Genomic DNA, 20275 nt, shown 5'->3' on the forward strand with positions numbered 1-20275 from the left:
CGATCTTCTCCAATGAGAGAAAAACGCTTGCGGCGTGTAGAAAGTGGCGGTATACTTGCGGTAGTAAAGCAAACGGAGGAAAATGTGATGAGGATAGCATTGATCGGGTGTATGGTCACGAATCGGGAAATCAGCAGGCTGGCGGCTGAGAGCGGACATGTTGTGCGCGTGTGGTGGCTGCGGCAGGGACTGCACGACACACCGGATATCCTGCGTGCCGAGCTGCAAAAGACCATCGACGCGGTGGAATGTGAGAATGAAGCCCTGCGGGAAAACCTGCGATTTGACGCGATTGTGCTGGCATACGGGCTGTGTTCTAATGGCGTGCTCGGCCTGCGCAGCCAGACGCTGCCGGTTGTCGTGCCGCGCTGCGACGATTGCATTTCGCTGTTTCTTGGCTCGGCAGAGCGCTACCGCGAGCTGTTCCGCAGCATGCCGGGTGCCTACTGGTACAATCGCGGCTGGATTGAGCAGGCTTTTACACCGTCAAAGGAGAATTATCGCATCCAGCGCGCGCAGTATGTGGAAGAATATGGCGAGGAAAACGCGGATTACCTGATGGAGTGCACGAACAACTGGATGACGAATTATGCCTACTGCGGGTATATCACCTGTCCATATGGAGATTGTCCGGAGCATGAGGCATATGCGCGGCAGGCAGCGGACGACTTCGGCTGGGAATTTCGCAAAGTAAATGGGAGCATGGAGTATTTGCAGGCACTGGTCAATGGTCCGTGGGATGACGCGCGCTTTTTGACGTGCCCGCCGCACAATCGCATTGAGGCGGATTATACCGACCGGAAATTCCGCAGCGTACCGTGTGAAATCGATGACTGGGAGGGACAGGCATGAAGCTGACGCATATCAATGAGAACGGCGACGCGCATATGGTGGATGTCGGGGAAAAGGACATCACGCGGCGCGAAGCACAGGCGCAGGCGGTTGTGACGATGCAGCCGGAGACCCTGCGCATGATTCTGTCCGACCGGACAAAAAAAGGCGATGTGCTCGGTTGTGCACGCATTGCGGGCATCATGGCGGCGAAGCGCACAGCCGAACTGATTCCAATGTGCCATGCCATTCCGATTGACAACGTCACCGTGGACATCGAACCGCAAAACGACACACAGCTGCGCATTGTCGTGACGGCGCGGTGTACCTGGAAGACCGGTATAGAGATGGAGGCGCTGACAGCGGCCTCGACCGCCGCGCTGACGATTTATGACATGTGCAAGGCGGTCGACCGGGGCATGCACATCGACGAAATTTATCTGCTGCACAAAAGCGGCGGAAAGTCGGGCGAATTCCGGCGGGAAGAAGCCTTACCGGGATCACCGATACGGTAAATAATCAAGAAACCGCTTTACGGCAAGTGAAGCGGTTTCTTTGTCCCTCAGAGCGAGCCCGATGCTGCGGTATGCCGGAACATCCAGTTCCTTTGCAACAATGCGATACGGCACCCGCTTCAGAATCAGCTGCGGTAAAATGCTGATGCCCAGGCCGCTTTCCACCATCGACATGACGGCATAATCATCCCATGTCGTAAACCGCACATCCGGTACCAGTCCATTTGATTCAAATATTTCTGATATCTCCGCTTTTCCCCCTTTTTCCAGCAGCAGAAAGGGTTCTGTGCACAACGCGGAAATAGGAAATTTTTCGCAGTCCTTCAGCGGATGATTCTCGGGAAGAATTGCCATCAGCTGATCCTGTTCGAGAAAAATTGTGTCGAGCTCCGGATGCGCTGGCAGCCGCAGGAAACCGCAGTCGACCCGCCCGTCCAGAATCCATGTCTCAATTTCGGAGTAATCTCCGAGCAGCAGTTCATATTCGATCTGTGGATAGCTCTTTTGGAATTCTCGAATGATGTTTGGCAGCCAGTGCGTGGCAACGCTGGAAAAGGTGCCGATTCGGATGAGACCGGATTGCAGCCCGTTCAGCTCATCCACCTGCATTTGCAGCTTTTCATATTCTGCAACCAGATTTTTTGCATGCGGCAGCAGCTTCATTCCCTCAGAGGTCAGACGGACACCGTCCTTTCGGCGTTCCAACAGAACGATGTTCCATTCCTTTTCGAGATCGCCAATCATGCGGCTGATTCCCGACTGAGAATAATGCAGTCGTTCTGCCGCTTTTGTAAAGCTGCCGTACTCGACAGCTTTTACAAACGACATATATTTCTGAATGTTCCTGTCCATGATTCGGCCTCCTGATATCTGATTTTGTCATGCTTATAATGAAAAACATTCGCTTTTTCGATAGATATATCTATGATACAATAACGAAGGAAAAAATCAAGAAAAAATGCAGTGAATGCCACCGCAGGGGGGAGGGCATTCGCTGCACGAGGGAAAGGAAACCGGATGAAGCGTTCTTTTGTTAAGTATTTGTTGGCTCTGCTGTTGTTTGGCACAAACGGCATTGTCGCAAGCTATATTGAACTGGACAGCCTGCACATTGTGTTGCTCCGCACATGCATCGGAGGTCTCCTGCTGATGGCACTGTTTGTTCTGACGGGAGGCAGGTTCACATTTTTCAGGCACAGGAGGCAGATGATATTTCTCGCTGTCTCCGGCATTGCGATGGGGACAAGCTGGATGTTTTTGTATGAGGCGTATTTTCGCATTGGTGTGGGCATCGCATCGCTGTTATATTATTGCGGACCTGTCATTGTCATGGTGCTGTCGCCGCTTGTGTTTGGAGAAAAACTGACGGGATACAAGATAGCCGGATTTCTGTCCGTACTGATCGGGGTTGTCATGTTAAACGGAACTGCGCAGGGCGGCAGCGATCCGTTTGGGATTTTGTGAGGGCTGCTGTCAGCGGTGATGTATTCCCTCATGGTGATCTGCAACAAGAAAGCGAAGGATATTGCGGGACTGGAAAATGCAGCACTGCAATTGCTGACCGGTTTTTTGACCGTTGCGGTTTTTGTGGGACTGAAGCAGGGATATGCGATGGAAATTCCCGCTGAGAGTCTTGCACCGGTCTGTATTCTCGGCCTGCTCAATACAGGCATAGGATGTTATCTGTATTTTTCATCAATTGGAAACCTGTCGGTGCAGACGGTTGCGATCTGTGGCTATCTGGAGCCGCTTTCGGCGGTGTTCTTCTCTACGGTACTCCTGAAGGAGGCCATGCTGCCTGTACAGTTTCTGGGTGCAGTCCTGATTCTTGGCGGTGCAATGTTCGGAGAACTTATGGGACAAAAGCACCTGTCTGTCCGGGGATAACGGAGCTGCGCTTTCTTTTGACCGCTGCAAAGAGAACGTTGTTCCAATCAAATACGGTGCAGCCCGAAGGCCACACCGTATGTTGCTTCTGTTTCAATCAGTATGTGCTTTTGGTCGTGTAGTTGACTTTGCCGTTTACCGTACGCTTCAGCGTATAGGTGTTGCCGGATTTGGAAACCGACAGGCTGACAGATGGCGGTTTGACCTGTTCCGTCGTGAGCAGCTGGACGGTCAGTGTTCCGTCGGAAATCCACGACTTAATCTTAATATTGTAATTGGTGTTGTTCTTGAACTGGAAATTTTTCGAGCCGTAGTAAATACCGGCATCGCGTCCCACCGGACAATAGTTGACCTTCTGCGAATGAGGGTAGCGTTCGACGATGGTGCTGTTGGCGAGCAGGGCGGTGTTGAACATGGTGGATGCGACCTGGCAGATGCCGCCGCCGACCTCCTGCGCAGTACCGGAGCTGCCGGTAAAGATAGTGGCGGGCTTGTAGCCCTTTTCCGGTGTGCGCACGCCGAGTGTACCGTTGAAGGAGAAGGTTTCGCCCGGCTTGAGGATGGTACCGTTGATGGTTTTGCACGCAATATTGAGATTGGTCGTGCGGTTTACCTGAGAGGATTTGTACTGGGTGCTGTATGTGGCATAGACATTGCCGTATGGTTTTGCCGTCGGGACGGCGCTGATGCCTGTGGTGTTGTAGGGTCCCTTGACGATGGTGCCGTCGGACAGCTTGCAGAATGCCGCAACCGTATAATAATAGCGCTGACCGGTTTTCAGACCGGTGTTGGTGTAGTTGTCGCGCGTAGAGCCGGTGAGGTCGCCGATACACGTCCATGCCTCAGAGGTGCTCGTCCTGCGGTACATGCGGTAGCCGCTTGCACCACTGACTGTACCCCAGGTGAGGGTAATGCTGGTCGCGCTCGCAGAAACCGCACTCTTGAGCGCCGGGGCAGCGGGAAGTGCCTTTCCGCTGATGCCTGCTTCGTCGTAGCTGCTGTAGATCTTCTTGTCCCCCACCGTGCAGTAGGCAGACAGTGTGTAATAATAGGTCTGTCCGCAGGTCACTGTGGTATCGGTATAGCTGTCTGTTGTACCACTGGTGATGGTTGTGAGCTTGGTCCAGCTGTCAGTCGGGCTGGTGCGGCGGTAGAGGACATAGCCCTCGGCCTTGTGCACCTCAGTCCAGGTGACGGTCAGGCGGTCATAGGCGCTCGAAGAGATGTCTTCGAGATGCGGAACAGAGATTGTGACAGCTGTAGCGGAAACGCCCACAGCGTCATAATCGCTGAGCAGAATTTTTTTGCCGCCGCGGCTGAATGCGCGGACGGTATACGTATATGTGGTGGCGGGTTCTGCCGAAGCGTCGATATAGCTGGTTGCGGATGGACTCTTGATGACGCGCAGCAGATCCCATTTGCTGCCGTTTTTGCGGTAAACGCGGTAGCCGCTCGCACCGGACACTGCATTCCAGCTGATGCGGATGCCGCCGGAAGACAGGGCTTCTGCTCCGACCAGCACCGGGGCAGCGGGCCGTGCAGGAATATCGAGTTCAGGTTGCTGTTCGACCACAGGCACCTCTGCGCAGACATAGTCGCTCCAGAGTGTTTCTTCATCGTCGGTCTGGCTGTTGCGCAGCTTGTAGGCGCGCACGCCATATTGCCAACCGGTAACAGCGGTCATGGTCATATCCGTCCAATTCGTTCCGGTCAGCGTTTCCATGTCCTGCCATTCATCCGATTCGGATGCCCGGCGGGAAACGCGATAGCCGTCGCAGTCCGGGACAGGATCCCAGGACAGCGATGCATGCTGTTCGTCATCGATGACAATGCTGGAAAGCGTCGGTGCAGTGAGGCCGACCTGCACGGTGCAGGTTGCCGAAACACTGCCCGCTTGAGCGGTAATCTCAGCGGTACCGTTGTTCAATGCGGTGACAGTGCCATCTTCGCTGACCGAGCAGACAGAAGAATCGTTGCCCGACCACGAAACGGTTTCTTCGCAATCGTCTGGCAGGATGGAAGCGGTGAGCTGTGTCTGCTCGCCGGCACGCATCCAGAGCTGATTCGGATAAATAGAGATGCTTTGTGCATCGGTCGCAGTCTGTTCCTGTACCGCAGGCTGGTTTTCAGCCACCTGTACGGAGGGCGCGGGGGACTGGGCTTCAACCGCCTGCGCGGAAACTGCAAGCTCGCCGACTCCGCTGAAAAGCAGCGTACCAGCGAGGAGAACAGAAAGTAGTCTCGTTTTCATGGATATACCTCCCTGTATGTCAGCAGATTTGTGAAATGTGCTAATATTTCTTCTTATATTATAGACCATATGGACAAAGATGACAATAACAATATGCTGACAGTTTCCTTTCAGTCTGGTATCAGAAAAAAATCCCCTTCGGCGTGTGTCTCCGAAGGGGAAGCGGTTCAGGAAGCAGAGTTTGTCCCGGCGGGGGCATTGCCGCCGAAGTTGTCATAGATCGCATTTTCCACCGGCAGGATCAGCAGCAGGGTGGACAGTGCCTGTACGCAGACCAGCGCCATTGCGATAATGCTCGACCAGTTCGGCACGAAAAGAAATGATGCAAACAGCAGGGTCAGCGAGGCGATGAGCAGGATAGCTCCCTGCCTGCGGCAGCGTGCAGCAAAGCAGTGGTGTGCAAATGTCCACGTTTCATCTGATTTGCAGGCGAGTGTGGTGTGGTAGCTGAGCTTTGCGTCGCGTGCCGGTACGGAGGTCTTCCAGCGGAAGCCGAGAACCAGCATAATCACGGGCAGCAGACAGGAGACACAAAGCAACGGGAGTGAGAAAAACATAGAAATCGTCCTTTCCGATTGTTGTTATTGTATGTAATACTATCCTACCGTATAGGGCAGTTGTTTGCAACGTGCAAAATGACGGCTAAGTTGTGTAAACTTTACCAGACAACTGGAAGAACATGCAAAGCAAATGCAATTTCTTCGTATGCCTCCGGTAAAGTTTGAAAAATTCGGTTGACTTTGTCCGGTCAGTATTGTAGATTCTAACAGGAAACACAAAGAGAAAGAGACATAGAATAGGCAGAGGAGGTGAGTGCATTGATTCAGATTTGGGATTATTACCATGCGGACCCGAAGCGTCCGGACATCGATGACATGATTTTCGGTGATGAGCATCCGCACAGCGAAAAGTGAGAAACAACAACGATTTTACAAAATTCATACATTTTATTTATATAAATCATTCATTTTGCGAAAAATGAGTGATTTTTTGCATTTACAAACATTTTACGAAAAGCCGGTAGATGACTTTACACAGCGCGTTTAGAATAGACACTGTTGAAAGCAAATATCGAAAACAACAAAGACATGAAAGGAAATCAACATGAAATTTACAACGGCAATGAAAAAGTTCGGCGCAATGACGCTGACAGGTATCGTACTGATGAGCGCACTTGCAGGCTGCGGCAGTTCTTCTGACGCCGGCACCGACAGCGCGGCGGCAGACCAGGGTTCCGGTTCTTCCGCAGCAGCTTCCATGAGCGGCGCAATCGATGTCGTATCCCGTGAGGATGGTTCCGGCACGCGCGGCGCGTTTATCGAACTGTTCGGCATCCAGACCAAGAACGGCGATGAAAAGGTCGACAACACCACCGCGGATGCGATCATCGCAAACCAGACGGAAGTCATGATGCAGAACGTATCCGGTGATAAGAATGCCATCGGCTATGCATCCCTGGGCTCTGTCAACGATTCCATCAAGGTACTCGCCATAGACGGCGCAGAAGCAACGACCGAGAATGTCCTGAACGGCAGCTACAAGGTATCCCGTCCGTTCAACATCGCAACCAAGGGTGAGCCGACCGGTGCAGCCAAGGACTTCATGAACTTCATCCTGTCGGCAGACGGTCAGAAGGTTGTCACCGACAACGGCTACATCCAGATCAATGAGGATGCAGACGCGTTTACCTCTGACGGCTCCACCGGCGAGATCACGGTTGCAGGTTCCTCCTCCGTCACTCCGGTTATGGAGAAGCTGAAGGAAGCATATGAAGCGGTCAATCCGAACGTCAAGATCACCATCCAGGAGTCTGACTCCACCACCGGTATGAACAACACCATTGAGGGCGTATGCGACATCGGCATGGCATCCCGTGAGCTGAGCGAGGAAGAGCTGGCGACCCTGACCCCGGTTCAGATTGCACTGGACGGCATTGCGGTCATCGTCAATCCGGAGAACCCGATTGAGGAGCTGTCCACCGAGCAGGTATGCAGCATCTTCACCGGTGAAACCACCGACTGGAGCGAAATCGGCTGAATGTGACACAGCTTCCCTCCGTCGGACGTATTGTCCGCCGGAGGGAACTGTTGTATCTGAACGTATTTTTGAGGTTGGATTTTATGAAACGACAAAAAATTATGGAACGCGGTATGTCATGGCTGTTTGCCCTGTGCGCATGTATGTCCATTGTCGCGGTTGTCCTGATCTGTGTGTTCCTGTTCGCAAACGGCATTCCGGCGATGAAGGAAATCGGATTTGTTGACTTCCTGTTTGGAACCAAGTGGGCACCGAAAAACGAACCGGCATCCTATGGCATTCTTCCGATGATAGTCGGCAGCCTGTGTGTCACGCTGGGTGCGGTCATCATCGGTGTGCCGATTGGCGTGTTGACTGCGGTATATCTGTCCCGCTTCTGTCCGAAAAAACTGCACAGCATTCTGGAACCTCTGGTTCAATTGATGGCGGGAATTCCATCTATTATTTACGGCTTTTTCGGACTGGTTGTCATGGTTCCGCTCGCACGTATGATTCCGGGCTGTACCGGTGTCAGCATGCTGACGGCGGCAGTTCTGCTCGGCATTATGATTCTGCCGACGGTCATCAACTTGAGTGAATCGTCTATCAATGCTGTTCCGAACAGCTATTATGAGGGCGCGCTGGCACTCGGTGCGACGCATGAGCGTTCGGTTTTCTTTGCAGTTCTTCCGGCGGCAAAGTCCGGCCTGCTTGCGGCAGTCGTACTCGGAATCGGCCGCGCCATCGGTGAAACCATGGCGGTTATCATGGTTGCCGGCAATCAGGCTGCCATGCCGCGCGGCATTTTCAAGGGAATCCGCACCATGACTGCCAACATTGTACTGGAGATGGGCTATGCGACCGGCCTGCACCGCGAAGCTCTGATTGCGACCGGCGTTGTCCTGTTTATCTTTATTCTGTTGATTAACTTTGCATTTGCACTGATTAAAAAGAGAGGTGAAAAGGCATGAGCAATCCCGCTGGCGGCGTAATATCCATGCCGCGCGAAACCGTGCGCACGGGCAGGCGCGACTCTGAACCGAAATCGACACAGGGGATTTTGTCTCTGCTTCTGCGTGTCCTTGTTTACAGTGCGGCAATCTTTACCTTTGCTGTGCTTCTGTTTCTGATCGGTTATATCCTGATTCGGGGCATTCCGTATCTGACCCCCGACCTGTTTTCGCTGGAGTACACATCGGAAAACTGTTCGATGATGCCTTCTATCATCACAACGGTTGAAATGACGCTGCTTTCGCTGCTGATTGCGATTCCAATCAGCGTATTTACCGCCGTTTATCTGGTTGAATACGCGAAAAAGGGCAACAAGCTGGTCGGCCTGATGCGCCTGACGACCGAAACGCTGTCCGGTATCCCGTCGATCGTTTACGGCCTGTTCGGCATGCTGTTTTTCGTTACACAGCTCGGCTGGAAAATGTCGCTGCTGTCCGGTGCGCTGACGCTGTCCATTATGATCCTCCCGCTCATCATGCGAAGCACAGAGGAGGCACTGCTTGCTGTGCCGGACATGTACCGTGAGGCGAGCTTTGGCCTGGGTGCAGGCAAGCTGCGCACCGTTTTCCGCATTGTTCTTCCGTCAGCCATGCCGGGTATTCTGGCGGGCATTATTCTGGCGGTCGGCCGTGTCGTCGGCGAAACTGCTGCACTCATGTATACAGCGGGCACGGCGACAGATATTCCGACCAGCCTGTTTTCTTCCGGCCGCACGCTGGCAGTCCATATGTACTGCCTGTCCAGCGAGGGCCTGCATACCGACCAGGCATATGCAACCGCAGTTGTCCTGCTGCTTATTGTACTGGTTATGAATACCGTTTCCGCTCTCATTGCGCGAAAGCTGACAAAAAAGTAAGAGGAGTCTGTTATGGCTGTGAATACAAAATATTCCATCAAAAATCTTGACCTGCATTACGGCGATTTCCATGCGCTCAAGAACATCAATCTGGAGCTGCCAGAGAAAGAAATCACCGCATTTATCGGTCCCTCCGGCTGCGGCAAATCCACGCTGCTCAAAACACTCAACCGCATGAACGATCTGGTTGAGGGCTGCCACATCGACGGCACAGTTTTACTGGACGGAGAAGATATCTTCGACCGCATGGATGTCAATGTCCTGCGCCGTCGCGTCGGCATGGTGTTCCAGAAGCCGAATCCGTTCCCGATGAGCATTTATGACAACATCGCCTTCGGCCCGCGCACGCACGGTATCCGCAACAAGGCAAAGCTGGATGTCATTGTCGAAAAGAGTCTGCGCGATGCGGCAATCTGGGACGAGGTCAAGGATCGCCTGCACAAGAGTGCGCTGGGTATGTCCGGCGGACAGCAGCAGCGTCTTTGTATCGCGCGTGCGCTCGCCATCCAGCCAGAGGTTTTGCTGATGGACGAGCCAACCAGTGCACTTGACCCGATTTCCACGATGAAGGTCGAAGATCTGGTACAGGAGCTCAAAAAGGATTATACCATCGTCATGGTAACGCACAACATGCAGCAGGCGACACGCGTATCTGATAAGACTGCGTTCTTCCTGCTGGGTGAGGTCATCGAATTTGAAAACACCGAGGAATTGTTCTCCATGCCGAAGGATCAGAGAACAGAAAATTATATCACCGGACGTTTCGGCTGATGGAGGGGTACCCATGAGAAACCGTTTTGACAGAGAACTAACCAGAATGCACGAGGATCTGATTTCGATGGCAGCCCTTGTGGAAACAGCGATCAGCCGTGCCGTTGAGGCATTGAAAAAATATGACGCTGATCTGGCACGCATAACGATGGCGGGCGACAAGGAGGTCGACCAGAAGGAGCGTGAAATTGAGAGTGCCTGCCTCAAGCTGCTGCTTCAGCAGCAGCCGGTGGCGCGTGATCTGCGCGAAATTTCGACTGCCCTCAAAATGATTACCGATATGGAACGGATCGGCGACCTCGCGGAGGATATTGCAGAGGTCACGCTGTTCCTGTGTGAAAAGCCGTCGTATGTTGCGCCGGAGCAGCTGTCGTATATGGCGGAGGCGACCATTAAAATGGTACGTGATTCTATCGATGCCTTTGTTGCACGAGACCTTGCGGCAGCACATGCCGTTGTTGAGTATGATGATGTCGTAGACAAGTTGTTTTCGGAGACACGTACCGTGCTGGTGGAGCGCATCCACGAATCGCTTGAGGACGCAGAGCAGGCGATGGACATCATGATGATTGCCAAGTATTTTGAACGCATTGGAGATCACGCGGTCAATATCTCCGAGTGGGTTGAATTTTCCATCACCGGCACGCATAAAAAGATGCGCGTGCTGGGCTGAAGCACAGAGAGGGAAAGGGAATGAACATCTATCTGGTCGAAGACGATGAGAGCATCCGCACGATGGTGCTGTACGCGCTCAGCGGCAACGGATTTGAGGCGAGCGGATTTGAAAGTGGCCGGGAGCTGAATGTAGCCATGCGCGCGCGTCTGCCTGATATGATCCTGCTGGATATTATGCTGCCGGGTGAGAATGGACTGTCCATTTTGAAGCGACTGCGCGCATCCGACCGGACTGCGTCCATCCCCATCATCATGCTGACTGCAAAGGCATCGGAAATGGATAAGGTGACCGGGTTGGATCTCGGCGCCGACGATTATGTGGCAAAGCCGTTCGGTATCCTTGAGCTGCTTTCGCGCATCCGCGCGGTTGCACGGCGAACAGGCGCGAATGGAGAGGATACAGAGGAACATTATACATATAAGGATGTATCCATCTTTGGAGACAGCCATATTGTCACCCTGCGCGGTGAGGAAATCCATCTGACACGCAAGGAGTTCAAGCTGCTGTGGTTTCTGCTGGAAAATCAGGGGCGCGTTGTCACGCGCGAAAGCATTATGGAGCATGTGTGGGACACAGGCTATGATGTCGAAACACGCACGGTGGATATCCATATCAATACGCTGCGCCGGAAAATCGATGACGACGGCACCAAAATTCAGACCATCCGCGGCGTGGGTTATAAAATCGGCTGATGCATTCCCTCATATATTTGCGCGAATATGCGGTATATATGAGGGGATTTTTTTATGTATGGTTGACATGTGCGCATCATTCTGATACCTTGAATATAGGCCGTCAGAGCGGACGGTCATTCTGAATACGGAAAGAAGGAAAAGACTGTATGGATCGTTTGAGAGAGAAATCCGGCTTTATCTGTGATATGGACGGTGTCATCTACCACGGGAACAAAATTCTGCCCGGCGTGCGTGAGTTTGTCGACTGGCTCCAGCGCGAAAACAAGCATTTTCTGTTCCTGACCAATTCCAGCCACTATACGCCGAAGGAGCTTCAGCAGAAGCTGGCGCGCATGGGTCTGGATGTCGATGAGTCACACTTTTATACGAGTGCACTGGCGACGGCGAGCTTCCTCAGCCATCAGGCGCCGGGATGCAGCGCTTATGTCGTCGGTGACCATGGCTTACAGAATGCATTGTTTGCCGCAGGCATCACGGTCAATGAGATTGATCCGGATTATGTTGTTATCGGCGAGCCGGAGTCATTCAGCTATGACAATATTGTCCGTGCGATCCGCCTGGTCAACAAGGGGGCAAAGCTGATCGGTACGAATTCCGATATCACTGGCCCGACGGAAAGCGGGATTGTGCCCGGCTGCGGCGCGCTGATCGCTCCGATTGAGCGGGCGACCGGTAAGAAGGCATACTTTGTCGGAAAGCCGAACCCGCTGATGATGCGCACCGGCCTGCGCATGCTCGGTGTGCATTCTGAAGAGGCCGCAATGGTGGGTGACCGCATGGACACTGATATGATCGCGGGCATTGAATCCGGCCTGGATACCGTTCTCGTGCTGTCCGGTGTAACCGCTCCGGAGGATATCGATAAATTCCCGTACCGTCCGCGCCTTGTGCTGTCCGGTGTCGGCGAAATTCCGCCCGCAGCAGAATAAACTGCATATTTTTATAAATTGCGCCCGGACAGGTTTTGGCTCTGTTCGGGTGCTTTTTTGCTCAAAACCGGCATAAACCACTCAGAATTGGACACAATAGCCTCGGCGAAACATACGATTGATCGGGCGAAAATATCTTGTTAATCATGCATAAAAACAATTGACTGTTTTTGTGCAATATGGTATAATCCGATTAGGATGTTAGGGGATAGGAACAACCCATAAAAGTACAAAGAATTTGTACTTTGTTGGGAAATTGTTGGTTTCGTTTGCACTGAATTGGTGCGGTGTGAGGGCATTTGAGAATGGATGCCCGTGGGTATTTTGTGAGGTATTGGTTATGAGAAAAACGAAAATTATTTGTACGATGGGCCCGTCTACCGACGACATCGAGGTTTTGCGGCAGATGGCGCAGGCCGGCATGAACGTCGCGCGCTTCAACTTTTCGCATGGCTCGCATGAGGAGCACAAGCAGCGCATGGACTGCCTGAAGAAAGTTCGTGAGGAAGCTGGTCTGCCGATCGCCATCCTGCTGGACACCAAGGGACCGGAAATCCGTACCGGCGATATGAAGGACGGAAAGATTTTCCTGAAGAAGGGCGAGGTGCTCCGCCTGACCCCGCGCGCCTGCCTGGGTACGCCGGAAAAGATTCAGATTACCTATCCGGATCTGTACAAGGATGTGCAGACGGGCACGAGCATTCTGATCGACGACGGTCTGATTGAGCTGCGTGTGGAGCAGACGCAGGAGCAGGATATTCTGTGCCGTGTCCTGAATGATGGCGCAGTTTCCAACCACAAGGGCATCAATGTACCGGACGTACATCTGTCCATTCCGTATCTGAGCGATAAGGATAAGGAAGACATCAAGTTCGGCATTGAGCAAGGTGTTGACTTTATCGCGGCATCGTTTGTCCGCACGCCGGACGACGTACAGCAGCTGCGCATGCTGCTGGATGAGAATGGCGGCGAAAACATCAACATCATTGCAAAGATTGAAAATCAGCAGGGCGTTGAGAACATCGACGGCATTGTTGCGCTGGCAGATGGTGTTATGATTGCCCGCGGCGACATGGGCGTTGAAATTCCGGCAGAGGATGTTCCGTCGATCCAGAAGCTGCTGATTAAGAAGGTTACGCTGGCAGGTAAGCAGGTCATCACGGCGACGCAGATGCTGGATTCCATGATGAAGAATCCGCGCCCGACTCGTGCGGAGGTCACCGACGTTGCAAACGCAATTTATGACGGTACCGGCGCAATCATGCTGTCCGGCGAAACCGCTGCCGGCCTGTACCCGGTTGAGGCGCTGACCATGATGGCGCGCATTGCGGAGCGCACAGAGGAAGACATCGACTACCGCAAGCGCTTCTTTGTCCGCGACAGAAAGGCAAATCCGGATATTACGGATGCAATCTGCCATGCGACCTGCACGACAGCGCATGACCTGAATGCGCGCGCAATTGTCACGGTAACCAAGTCCGGCCGCTCGGCGCGTATGGTTGCACGCTATCGTCCGGATTGTGATATCATCGGCTGTACGCCGTCCGAAACGGTCGCACACCAGCTCAACCTCGTATGGGGTGTCAGCCCGGTTCTGGTTGAGGAAAAGAACAATGTATTTGATCTGTTCGATTACGCATTGGATACTACCAGAGATCAGGGGCTGATGAAGGAAGGCGACATCGCTGTCATTACGTCTGGTGTTCCGATCGGTGTTTCCGGCACGACCAACATGATTAAGGTTCAGGTTGTCGGCAGCAACGCATAACATACGTCAAATACTTCGATTTTTATTAAAATAAAACCGGCACAGCCCGAGATGAACTGCCCCCATTTGTCAGACAGTATGAGATACTATCTGCAAATGAGGTGCATGTCACGTTCAGGCTGTGCCGGTTTCATCTTTATACAATGCAGCTAACTCTTCGATTATTTTAACGATGTGCTCCATTTTGTGAGGTGGAATCTGTCGCATGGCAAGCTGGATGCGGGTTTCCTGTTCACGGGTGCTGTCCAGGTTGTCGCAGGAAAAGAAATCTGACAGCGAGATTCCCAGTGCATCGGTGATGCGGTGAAGGGTATCGATGGTCGGACATTTCAGTCCACGCTCCAAATGTCCGAGATAGGCCGGACTCATTCCAATTTTCAGCGCAAGCGCTTCCTGACTGATGCCGCGCAGCTGGCGGAAATGGCGGATTCGCTGTCCGGTTTCCGCTGTAATCTTTTGCTTTTGACTATCTATCACAATCACTTCCCACATGGTTTACTTATAATGTATGCGAAATTTGTGACTCTATCAAAATTCTAAAGATATTATATATAAATATCTTTAGATATTGACAGGCGGAAGGAAATATGATATCTTAGATACAGGAAATAGCCTATTTCTATATGCTGATTTTTTCTTGTACCTGTTCGGTTTGTTGCGGCGGCAAGGCGCTGCGCGAGCTGGTTGAAGGGGATTTGAAAAGTCAACACTGGGGGATTGCGCCCGGGGGCGCACTGCGGAAGGGCATGCCGTGTTCCATACAGGGACGGCATGCCCTTTGTTATGTTTCCGATGGAATAAATTCACCTTGTTTCAGGAAACCTAAGGATATTCCAGACAGAAACGAGGCGAAAGCAGATGCTGGATTTGATTATTGTCGGTGCAGGTGTCGCGGGGTTGAGCGCGTCCGTTTATGCGCAGCGCGCAGCACTGGAGGCGCGCACACTCGAACGCGACGGCATGGGTGGCGGACAACTGGCAGAAGCCGTGCAGGTGGAAAATTATCCCGGAATGACACAGATATCCGGATTTGACCTCGCACAGGCGATGCGCAGGCATGCGGAAGCACTGGGCAGTGTGTTTGAGACCGCAGAGGTATTGCGCCTTATTCAAAGGCAATCACATTGGGAGGTGCAGTGTGCGGATGGAACGCGATATAAGGCGCGCGCAGTCATCGCCGCCATGGGCACGCAGCGACGCAGGCTGGAGGTGCCGGGAGAGGAACAGTATACCGGACACGGTGTGTCATACTGTGCAACCTGTGATGGCGCATTTTTTCGTGGAAAGACGGTCGCGGTTGTCGGAGGCGGGGATACCGCCGTGGACGATGCCTTATATCTGTCCGACTTGGCGGAAACCGTGTATCTGGTACACCGGCGTGAGACTCTGCGCGCCAACCGGCGGCGGCAGGAATTGCTGCGCACAAAGAAAAATGTAGTTTTTTTGTGGAACACTGTCGTGCTGGCGATTCACGGGAAGGAGCAGGTCACGGCATTTACCACAGATACACAGGGCGTAAAACGCACGATCCCAACGGACGGTGTGTTTATTGCAGTCGGCTCCGTGCCGCATACGGATTGTCTGCCGCCGGAGACCGCACGCGATGCGGCCGGATATCTGCTGACGGGAGAGGACGGCAAAACGAATCTGCCCGGCCTGTTTGCAGCAGGAGACATCCGCAGCAAGCCGCTGCGTCAGGCTGTGACGGCAGCGGCAGACGGCGCGAGCTGTGTTGTATCTGCGGAACGATATTTGCAGGGAGAAAGCAAAGCGCTCATCTGAACTCTGTTCAGATGAGCGCTTTTTCAAAGATTTCGCGGTTATTCTGATTCAGCTTCCAGCTCCTGCAAGAGCTTACGGTCGCGCTTATCCTGCGGTTCAAACTTCGCAAACAGGTCCGGGCGGTCGTTTTTGGTTCGTTCCAGACTTTTTTTGCGCCGCCAGGTTTCAATGTTGGCGTGATGCCCGGATAGCAGGACATCCGGCACGGCGCGGTCGTGCCAGATCGCAGGCTTGGTATACTGCGGATATTCCAGCAGGCCGCTCCAGTGGCTCTCTTCGGTGAAGCAGACCTCTTCTGCGAGTACACCGGGCACCATGCGGCAGACCGCGTCTGCGACTGCCATCGCAGGAATTTCGCCGCCAGTCAGCACAAAGTCGCCGATGGAAATTTCCTCGTCGACGCACTCGTCGATAAAACGCTGGTCAATGCCTTCATAATGGCCGCAGACGAGGATGACATGCTCGTGCGCCAACAGCTCGCGTGCCTTATTCTGGCAGAACGGCGCGCCCTGTGCACTCATCAGGACGGTGTGGACATGTGTGCCGCCGGTCACGTGTTCGTGGCAGCGGTACAGCGGATCGGCCTGCATGACCATACCCTTGCCGCCGCCATAGGGCGTGTCATCCACGCGGTTGTGCTTGTCCAACGTGAAATCGCGGATGTTGACAGCATTGATTTCAATCAGCCCCGCCTGCTGTGCGCGTCCGATGACACTGGTGTGCATCACGCAGTCCACCATTTCGGGGAACAGGGTGAGAATATCAATCTTCATCGCTGAGCAGCCCTTCAATCGTGCGGACAGTGACCCGGCCGTTTTCCAAATCGACATTTTCGACAAACGGCATGCCCGGAATCAGATGCTGAGATTTGCCGTCCTGAATGACATACAAATCGCCCGCAGGGCCGTCGTTGATCTCCTTAACCACGCCGATTTCATGGCCGACCCGTTCGTCATAGACCGGCAGGCCGATGACATCCTGAATGAAGAACGCGCCTTCCTCCAGTTCGACGTCGTCGCGGTTCATATACAGTGTCATGCCGCGCAGCTGCTGCGCCTGCTCCATGGTGTCCACGCCCTCGAGATGCATGAGCACACAGCCCTTGTGCACCTTCGCGGAGAGAATGGTCACCGGTGTCCGATCCTTGCGGTATAACGTATCGAATTCGGCGAGAAAGTCGGGGGAATCGCACCACGGCTGCACCTTGACATCGCCGCGCACGCCATGCGTGTTGACAATCTTGCCGATTTCCAGAAATTGCTTCTTCATAAAATCCTCCACGGGGAATGCAGGGCGTGAGCTACGCCCGAAATTTCAATAGCAGAAAAAAAGAGCCGCGATGCGGCTCTCGAAAAGACTCAGTCGACGATTTCGACAGATACCTTTTTATTTTGACGATTTCCGGCCGCCTTCATCAAAGTACGAATTTCCTTTGCGATGCGACCATGACGGCCGATAACCTTACCCATATCATCAGGAGCGACGCGGAGTTCAAAAATGATCTCCTCGCCCTGCGTGGTTTCGGTCACACTGACAGCGTCCGGGTCGTTTACAAGGTTCTTTGCGATGTAGGTCAAAAGTTCTTTCATCTAAAACAACCTCACTTGCATTACAGTACGCCGGATTTCTTCAGCAGTGCACGTACGGTATCGGTCGGCTGTGCGCCATTCTTGATCCACTGCTGTGCGCGCTCGCCATCGATCTTGATCTCAACCGGGTTAACCAGCGGATTGTAGGTGCCGATTTCCTCGATGAAACGGCCGTCACGCGGGTAACGGGAATCAGCGACAACGATACGGTAGAAAGGAGCCTTCTTAGCACCCAGTCTGCGAAGTCTGATTTTTACCATGGTTTTCACCTCCTGTGAATTGATTATTGTAAATTTCTTTACACGATATTAAAACGGGAAGCGGAAGCCGCCGCCGCGTTTGCCTAAGTTACCTATGCCGGGGAAGTTCATGCCGCCGCGCTTTTTGCCGCGCTTTGTCATGCCGTTCAGCTGCTTGGTCATCTTCTGCATCATCTCAAACTGCTTGAGCAGACGATTGACATCCTCAATTTTCAGGCCGCAGCCCGCCGCAATACGCTTTTTGCGGCTGAAGTTGATGATGGAGGGATTTTCCCGCTCCTTCAGCGTCATGGAACTGATGATCGCTTCGACATGTGCGACCGCCTTTTCATCGACCTGCGCGCCAGAAAGTGCCTTGGAGTCCATGCCCGGGATCATGGAGAGCATGTTCTGCATGGCTTCCGGGTCTTTGAACTGCGCGAGCTGATCGGCGAAATCCGTCAGCGTCAGGCGGTTGGCACGCATTTTCTTTTCCAGCTCCGCGGCCTTCTTGGCGTCGTAATTCTCCTGTGCCTTTTCAATCAGCGTGAGCATGTCGCCCATGCCCAGGATGCGGGATGCCATGCGGTCGGGGTGGAACGGTTCGATGTCGGCGAGCTTTTCGCCTGTGCCGATGAATTTAATCGGCTTGCCGGTGACGGCCTTGGTGGAGAGGGCTGCGCCGCCGCGAGCGTCACCGTCCATCTTTGCCATCAGAATGCCGTCGATCCCGAGTGCATCGTCAAACGCGGTTGCCACGTTGACGGCGTCCTGACCGGTCATCGCGTCGACAACCAGCATGATTTCGGAGGGCTGAACCTCCGCCTTGATGTTTTTCAGCTCATCCATCAGCGCTTCGTCGATGTGGAGCCGTCCGGCGGTGTCGAGGAAGACCATGTCATACGCATTCTTCTTTGCGTAATCCACGCCCGCCTTGGCAATTTCCACCGGGTCGCCCTGTCCCATTTCAAAGACCGGGATATCCAACTTTTCGCCGACAACCTTGAGCTGATCGATGGCAGCAGGGCGGTACACGTCGCAGGCGACGAGCAGCGGGCGCTTCTGCTGCTGTTTTTTGAACAATCCAGCGAGCTTGGCGCCGTTTGTTGTCTTACCGGCACCTTGCAGGCCGACCATCATGACGACAGTCGGGGGATTGGGGGAGATGTTAATTTTTGCGTTGGAGCCGCCCATGAGCTTGGTCAGCTCTTCGTTGACAATTTTGATGACCTGCTGCGCAGGCGAGAGGCTTTCGAGAATCTCTGCACCGGTTGCTCGCTCGGTCACGGTTTTGGTAAAGTCCTTGACGACCTTAAAGTTGACATCTGCTTCGAGCAGCGCCAGCTTGATTTCGCGCATTGCGCTTTTGACGTCGGCCTCGCTCAGACGGCCGCGGCTTTTCAGCTTCTTAAAGGCAGAAGTGATTTTTTCGGAAAGACCTTCAAATGCCATGATTTCTCCTTATTCCGAAAGCTGTTTGGCAATCTGGAATGCCTGTTCGCACAATTCTGCAATCTTCGGATCGTGGTAGCGCACGTTGTTGATGCCGCGCAGCTCCCAGACGATATCCGCCAGACGCTCCAGATCGGATTGTGTCTGACCGTATTTTGCGACCAGCCCGAGCTTTTCCTCGGTGTCGCGCAGCGTGCGTTCCGCGCGCAAGATGCCGTCGCGCACGCCCTGACGGGTAATGCCCATGTGTTCGGAAATTTCCGCCAGCGAGAGGTCATCGTTGTAATACAGGTCGAACAGCTCTTTTTGCTTCGCCGTGAGTATTTCACCGTAAAAATCATAGAGCATGCACATTTCAAACGGTTTGTTCTTCATGACACACCTCCGATGAAACACTGTGGTGTAAAGGCTTTGACCTTTGTAAAGGTATTTTGCTTTACAACACTTTTGGTATTCTAAACCCGTCTGTGTTTTTTGTCAAGAGATTTTCGCATAATTTTTGTGATTTTTTTGAGAAAAAATCCGATCAGGTCGAGCACAGCGAGAATCAGTGTGACAGACATTGCGCCGAGGACGTTTAAGATGATATCATCGATGTCACATGAGCCCAGCCCGGTGAGGTATTGTGTCAGCTCGATGCCTGCGCTCAGCACAAAACCAACGAGGAATGTGCGGCCAAGGCTCAGGCTGCGCGTGACCAGCGGAATCAGAATGCCGATGGGCATAAATGCGACGATATTTCCGGCGAGGTTGCGCACTGCGACGGACGCGGGAACGCGGCCGGAGAACGCGTAAAAACGGATGGTCTGGAACGGGACGAGATTGACACGGGTATACGCCAGCTCGTCAGTATCATTTAATATGTTGACAATGGTGTCGTGATCGAATTTAAACAGAATTACCTTGAGCAAAAGCAGCACATAGGCAATCAGGCACAGCCAGAGCAGCACCGTAATCAGCGGAGAGCGCCGTTTTTTTACCGACACGCACAAAACTCCTTTCCGGTT

The 20275-nt window shown here is 53.2% G+C and carries 24 protein-coding genes; 13 read left to right on the plus strand and 11 right to left on the minus strand.

What is annotated here, in order from left to right; all coding sequences use genetic code 11:
• The first annotated feature begins 87 nt into the window (after positions 1-87).
• Together ACLM7Z_RS08740 and moaC are read left to right on the plus strand one after the other, a co-directional pair.
• Positions 88-852 (plus strand): DUF1638 domain-containing protein, encoded by a 765-nt coding sequence (locus ACLM7Z_RS08740; RefSeq protein WP_165761062.1) that lies wholly within the window; start codon positions 88-90, stop codon positions 850-852.
• Positions 849-1346, plus strand: coding sequence for a cyclic pyranopterin monophosphate synthase MoaC (gene moaC, locus ACLM7Z_RS08745; RefSeq protein WP_087018261.1), 498 nt, complete (start codon positions 849-851; stop codon positions 1344-1346). Before ACLM7Z_RS08740 ends, moaC begins: the two co-directional genes overlap by 4 nt.
• On the opposite strand, the gene ACLM7Z_RS08750 is transcribed toward moaC, so the two are convergent.
• Positions 1332-2198, minus strand: coding sequence for a LysR family transcriptional regulator (locus tag ACLM7Z_RS08750; protein WP_087018259.1), 867 nt, complete (start codon positions 2196-2198; stop codon positions 1332-1334). The two genes, moaC and ACLM7Z_RS08750, sit on opposite strands and share 15 nt — an antisense overlap.
• 165 nt (positions 2199-2363) lie before the next feature.
• Here ACLM7Z_RS08750 and ACLM7Z_RS08755 point away from each other — a divergent pair, with 165 nt between their 5' ends.
• Positions 2364-2810 carry a DMT family transporter gene (locus ACLM7Z_RS08755; RefSeq protein WP_330395843.1) on the plus strand — a complete coding sequence of 149 codons (447 nt, stop codon included), beginning with the start codon at positions 2364-2366 and terminating at the stop codon, positions 2808-2810.
• A 15-nt stretch (positions 2811-2825) separates the two neighbouring features.
• Entirely contained in the window at positions 2826-3233 is a 408-nt protein-coding gene (locus ACLM7Z_RS08760; RefSeq protein WP_330395842.1) for a DMT family transporter, read from the plus strand.
• 97 nt (positions 3234-3330) lie between these two features.
• On the opposite strand, the gene ACLM7Z_RS08765 is transcribed toward ACLM7Z_RS08760, so the two are convergent.
• Positions 3331-5484, minus strand: a complete 2154-nt coding sequence (locus ACLM7Z_RS08765; RefSeq protein ID WP_435644910.1) for a VanW family protein — start codon at positions 5482-5484, stop codon at positions 3331-3333.
• A 167-nt stretch (positions 5485-5651) separates the two neighbouring features.
• Positions 5652-6041 (minus strand): SdpI family protein, encoded by a 390-nt coding sequence (locus ACLM7Z_RS08770; RefSeq protein ID WP_435644911.1) that lies wholly within the window; start codon positions 6039-6041, stop codon positions 5652-5654.
• Between the two features lie 547 nt (positions 6042-6588).
• On the opposite strand from ACLM7Z_RS08770, the gene ACLM7Z_RS08775 reads away from it, so the two are divergent.
• The 8 genes from ACLM7Z_RS08775 (at position 6589) to pyk (ending at position 14206) form a co-directional block, all read left to right on the plus strand.
• On the plus strand, positions 6589-7521 hold the full coding sequence (locus ACLM7Z_RS08775) for a substrate-binding domain-containing protein (RefSeq protein ID WP_242969795.1): 933 nt from the start codon (positions 6589-6591) through the stop codon (positions 7519-7521).
• 83 nt (positions 7522-7604) lie between these two features.
• Positions 7605-8471: a phosphate ABC transporter permease subunit PstC gene (gene pstC / locus ACLM7Z_RS08780; protein WP_087018252.1), complete on the plus strand. Its 867-nt coding sequence runs from the start codon at positions 7605-7607 to the stop codon at positions 8469-8471.
• Positions 8468-9367 (plus strand): phosphate ABC transporter permease PstA, encoded by a 900-nt coding sequence (pstA, locus tag ACLM7Z_RS08785; protein WP_242969794.1) that lies wholly within the window; start codon positions 8468-8470, stop codon positions 9365-9367. The genes pstC and pstA overlap by 4 nt, the downstream gene beginning before the upstream one ends.
• A gap of 12 nt (positions 9368-9379) precedes the next feature.
• Positions 9380-10138 (plus strand): phosphate ABC transporter ATP-binding protein PstB, encoded by a 759-nt coding sequence (gene pstB, locus ACLM7Z_RS08790; RefSeq protein ID WP_087018250.1) that lies wholly within the window; start codon positions 9380-9382, stop codon positions 10136-10138.
• A 13-nt stretch (positions 10139-10151) separates the two neighbouring features.
• A complete protein-coding gene (gene phoU, locus ACLM7Z_RS08795; RefSeq protein ID WP_087018248.1) occupies positions 10152-10811 on the plus strand; it encodes a phosphate signaling complex protein PhoU in 660 nt (219 codons plus the stop codon).
• A 20-nt stretch (positions 10812-10831) separates the two neighbouring features.
• Positions 10832-11506 carry a winged helix-turn-helix domain-containing protein gene (locus ACLM7Z_RS08800; protein ID WP_087018246.1) on the plus strand — a complete coding sequence of 225 codons (675 nt, stop codon included), beginning with the start codon at positions 10832-10834 and terminating at the stop codon, positions 11504-11506.
• Between the two features lie 149 nt (positions 11507-11655).
• A complete protein-coding gene (locus ACLM7Z_RS08805; RefSeq protein ID WP_087018244.1) occupies positions 11656-12438 on the plus strand; it encodes an HAD-IIA family hydrolase in 783 nt (260 codons plus the stop codon).
• A gap of 340 nt (positions 12439-12778) precedes the next feature.
• Positions 12779-14206 (plus strand): pyruvate kinase, encoded by a 1428-nt coding sequence (gene pyk / locus ACLM7Z_RS08810; protein WP_165761060.1) that lies wholly within the window; start codon positions 12779-12781, stop codon positions 14204-14206.
• Between the two features lie 114 nt (positions 14207-14320).
• On the opposite strand, the gene ACLM7Z_RS08815 is transcribed toward pyk, so the two are convergent.
• Positions 14321-14683 carry a helix-turn-helix domain-containing protein gene (locus tag ACLM7Z_RS08815; RefSeq protein ID WP_205703611.1) on the minus strand — a complete coding sequence of 121 codons (363 nt, stop codon included), beginning with the start codon at positions 14681-14683 and terminating at the stop codon, positions 14321-14323.
• Between the two features lie 381 nt (positions 14684-15064).
• Between ACLM7Z_RS08815 and ACLM7Z_RS08820 the strand changes: the two genes are divergently transcribed.
• On the plus strand, positions 15065-15988 hold the full coding sequence (locus tag ACLM7Z_RS08820; RefSeq protein WP_087018238.1) for an NAD(P)/FAD-dependent oxidoreductase: 924 nt from the start codon (positions 15065-15067) through the stop codon (positions 15986-15988).
• Between the two features lie 38 nt (positions 15989-16026).
• On the opposite strand, the gene trmD is transcribed toward ACLM7Z_RS08820, so the two are convergent.
• From trmD to ACLM7Z_RS08855, 7 genes are all read right to left on the minus strand, one after another.
• Complete coding sequence (gene trmD, locus ACLM7Z_RS08825; protein ID WP_087018236.1) at positions 16027-16761, minus strand: tRNA (guanosine(37)-N1)-methyltransferase TrmD; 735 nt, start codon at positions 16759-16761, stop codon at positions 16027-16029.
• The gene (gene rimM, locus ACLM7Z_RS08830; protein ID WP_087018234.1) at positions 16751-17257 is read right to left on the minus strand and encodes a ribosome maturation factor RimM; all 507 of its coding nucleotides are present in this window, start codon (positions 17255-17257) and stop codon (positions 16751-16753) included. The genes trmD and rimM overlap by 11 nt, the downstream gene beginning before the upstream one ends.
• 89 nt (positions 17258-17346) lie before the next feature.
• A complete protein-coding gene (locus ACLM7Z_RS08835; protein ID WP_087018232.1) occupies positions 17347-17577 on the minus strand; it encodes a KH domain-containing protein in 231 nt (76 codons plus the stop codon).
• A gap of 20 nt (positions 17578-17597) precedes the next feature.
• Complete coding sequence (rpsP, locus tag ACLM7Z_RS08840; RefSeq protein WP_435644912.1) at positions 17598-17837, minus strand: 30S ribosomal protein S16; 240 nt, start codon at positions 17835-17837, stop codon at positions 17598-17600.
• A gap of 48 nt (positions 17838-17885) precedes the next feature.
• Positions 17886-19268 (minus strand): signal recognition particle protein, encoded by a 1383-nt coding sequence (gene ffh, locus ACLM7Z_RS08845; protein WP_087018228.1) that lies wholly within the window; start codon positions 19266-19268, stop codon positions 17886-17888.
• A 9-nt stretch (positions 19269-19277) separates the two neighbouring features.
• A complete protein-coding gene (gene ylxM / locus ACLM7Z_RS08850; RefSeq protein ID WP_087018226.1) occupies positions 19278-19643 on the minus strand; it encodes a YlxM family DNA-binding protein in 366 nt (121 codons plus the stop codon).
• 80 nt (positions 19644-19723) lie between these two features.
• Positions 19724-20254: a VanZ family protein gene (locus ACLM7Z_RS08855; protein ID WP_165761059.1), complete on the minus strand. Its 531-nt coding sequence runs from the start codon at positions 20252-20254 to the stop codon at positions 19724-19726.
• Positions 20255-20275: the final 21 nt, after the last annotated feature.

Source organism: Butyricicoccus porcorum (genome assembly GCF_051246315.1).
In the GTDB taxonomy this organism is placed as follows: Bacteria; Bacillota; Clostridia; order Oscillospirales; family Butyricicoccaceae; genus Butyricicoccus_A; species Butyricicoccus_A porcorum.

Coding starts and splice junctions, on each gene's coding strand:
- ACLM7Z_RS08740 (WP_165761062.1), top strand. CDS start 88: ATGAGGATAGCATTGATCGGGTGTATGGTCACGAATCGGGAAATCAGC.
- moaC (WP_087018261.1), top strand. CDS start 849: ATGAAGCTGACGCATATCAATGAGAACGGCGACGCGCATATGGTGGAT.
- ACLM7Z_RS08750 (WP_087018259.1), bottom strand. CDS start 2,198: ATGGACAGGAACATTCAGAAATATATGTCGTTTGTAAAAGCTGTCGAG.
- ACLM7Z_RS08755 (WP_330395843.1), top strand. CDS start 2,364: ATGAAGCGTTCTTTTGTTAAGTATTTGTTGGCTCTGCTGTTGTTTGGC.
- ACLM7Z_RS08765 (WP_435644910.1), bottom strand. CDS start 5,484: ATGAAAACGAGACTACTTTCTGTTCTCCTCGCTGGTACGCTGCTTTTC.
- ACLM7Z_RS08770 (WP_435644911.1), bottom strand. CDS start 6,041: ATGTTTTTCTCACTCCCGTTGCTTTGTGTCTCCTGTCTGCTGCCCGTG.
- ACLM7Z_RS08775 (WP_242969795.1), top strand. CDS start 6,589: ATGAAATTTACAACGGCAATGAAAAAGTTCGGCGCAATGACGCTGACA.
- pstC (WP_087018252.1), top strand. CDS start 7,605: ATGAAACGACAAAAAATTATGGAACGCGGTATGTCATGGCTGTTTGCC.
- pstA (WP_242969794.1), top strand. CDS start 8,468: ATGAGCAATCCCGCTGGCGGCGTAATATCCATGCCGCGCGAAACCGTG.
- pstB (WP_087018250.1), top strand. CDS start 9,380: ATGGCTGTGAATACAAAATATTCCATCAAAAATCTTGACCTGCATTAC.
- phoU (WP_087018248.1), top strand. CDS start 10,152: ATGAGAAACCGTTTTGACAGAGAACTAACCAGAATGCACGAGGATCTG.
- ACLM7Z_RS08800 (WP_087018246.1), top strand. CDS start 10,832: ATGAACATCTATCTGGTCGAAGACGATGAGAGCATCCGCACGATGGTG.
- ACLM7Z_RS08805 (WP_087018244.1), top strand. CDS start 11,656: ATGGATCGTTTGAGAGAGAAATCCGGCTTTATCTGTGATATGGACGGT.
- pyk (WP_165761060.1), top strand. CDS start 12,779: ATGAGAAAAACGAAAATTATTTGTACGATGGGCCCGTCTACCGACGAC.
- ACLM7Z_RS08820 (WP_087018238.1), top strand. CDS start 15,065: ATGCTGGATTTGATTATTGTCGGTGCAGGTGTCGCGGGGTTGAGCGCG.
- trmD (WP_087018236.1), bottom strand. CDS start 16,761: ATGAAGATTGATATTCTCACCCTGTTCCCCGAAATGGTGGACTGCGTG.
- rimM (WP_087018234.1), bottom strand. CDS start 17,257: ATGAAGAAGCAATTTCTGGAAATCGGCAAGATTGTCAACACGCATGGC.
- ACLM7Z_RS08835 (WP_087018232.1), bottom strand. CDS start 17,577: ATGAAAGAACTTTTGACCTACATCGCAAAGAACCTTGTAAACGACCCG.
- rpsP (WP_435644912.1), bottom strand. CDS start 17,837: ATGGTAAAAATCAGACTTCGCAGACTGGGTGCTAAGAAGGCTCCTTTC.
- ffh (WP_087018228.1), bottom strand. CDS start 19,268: ATGGCATTTGAAGGTCTTTCCGAAAAAATCACTTCTGCCTTTAAGAAG.
- ylxM (WP_087018226.1), bottom strand. CDS start 19,643: ATGAAGAACAAACCGTTTGAAATGTGCATGCTCTATGATTTTTACGGT.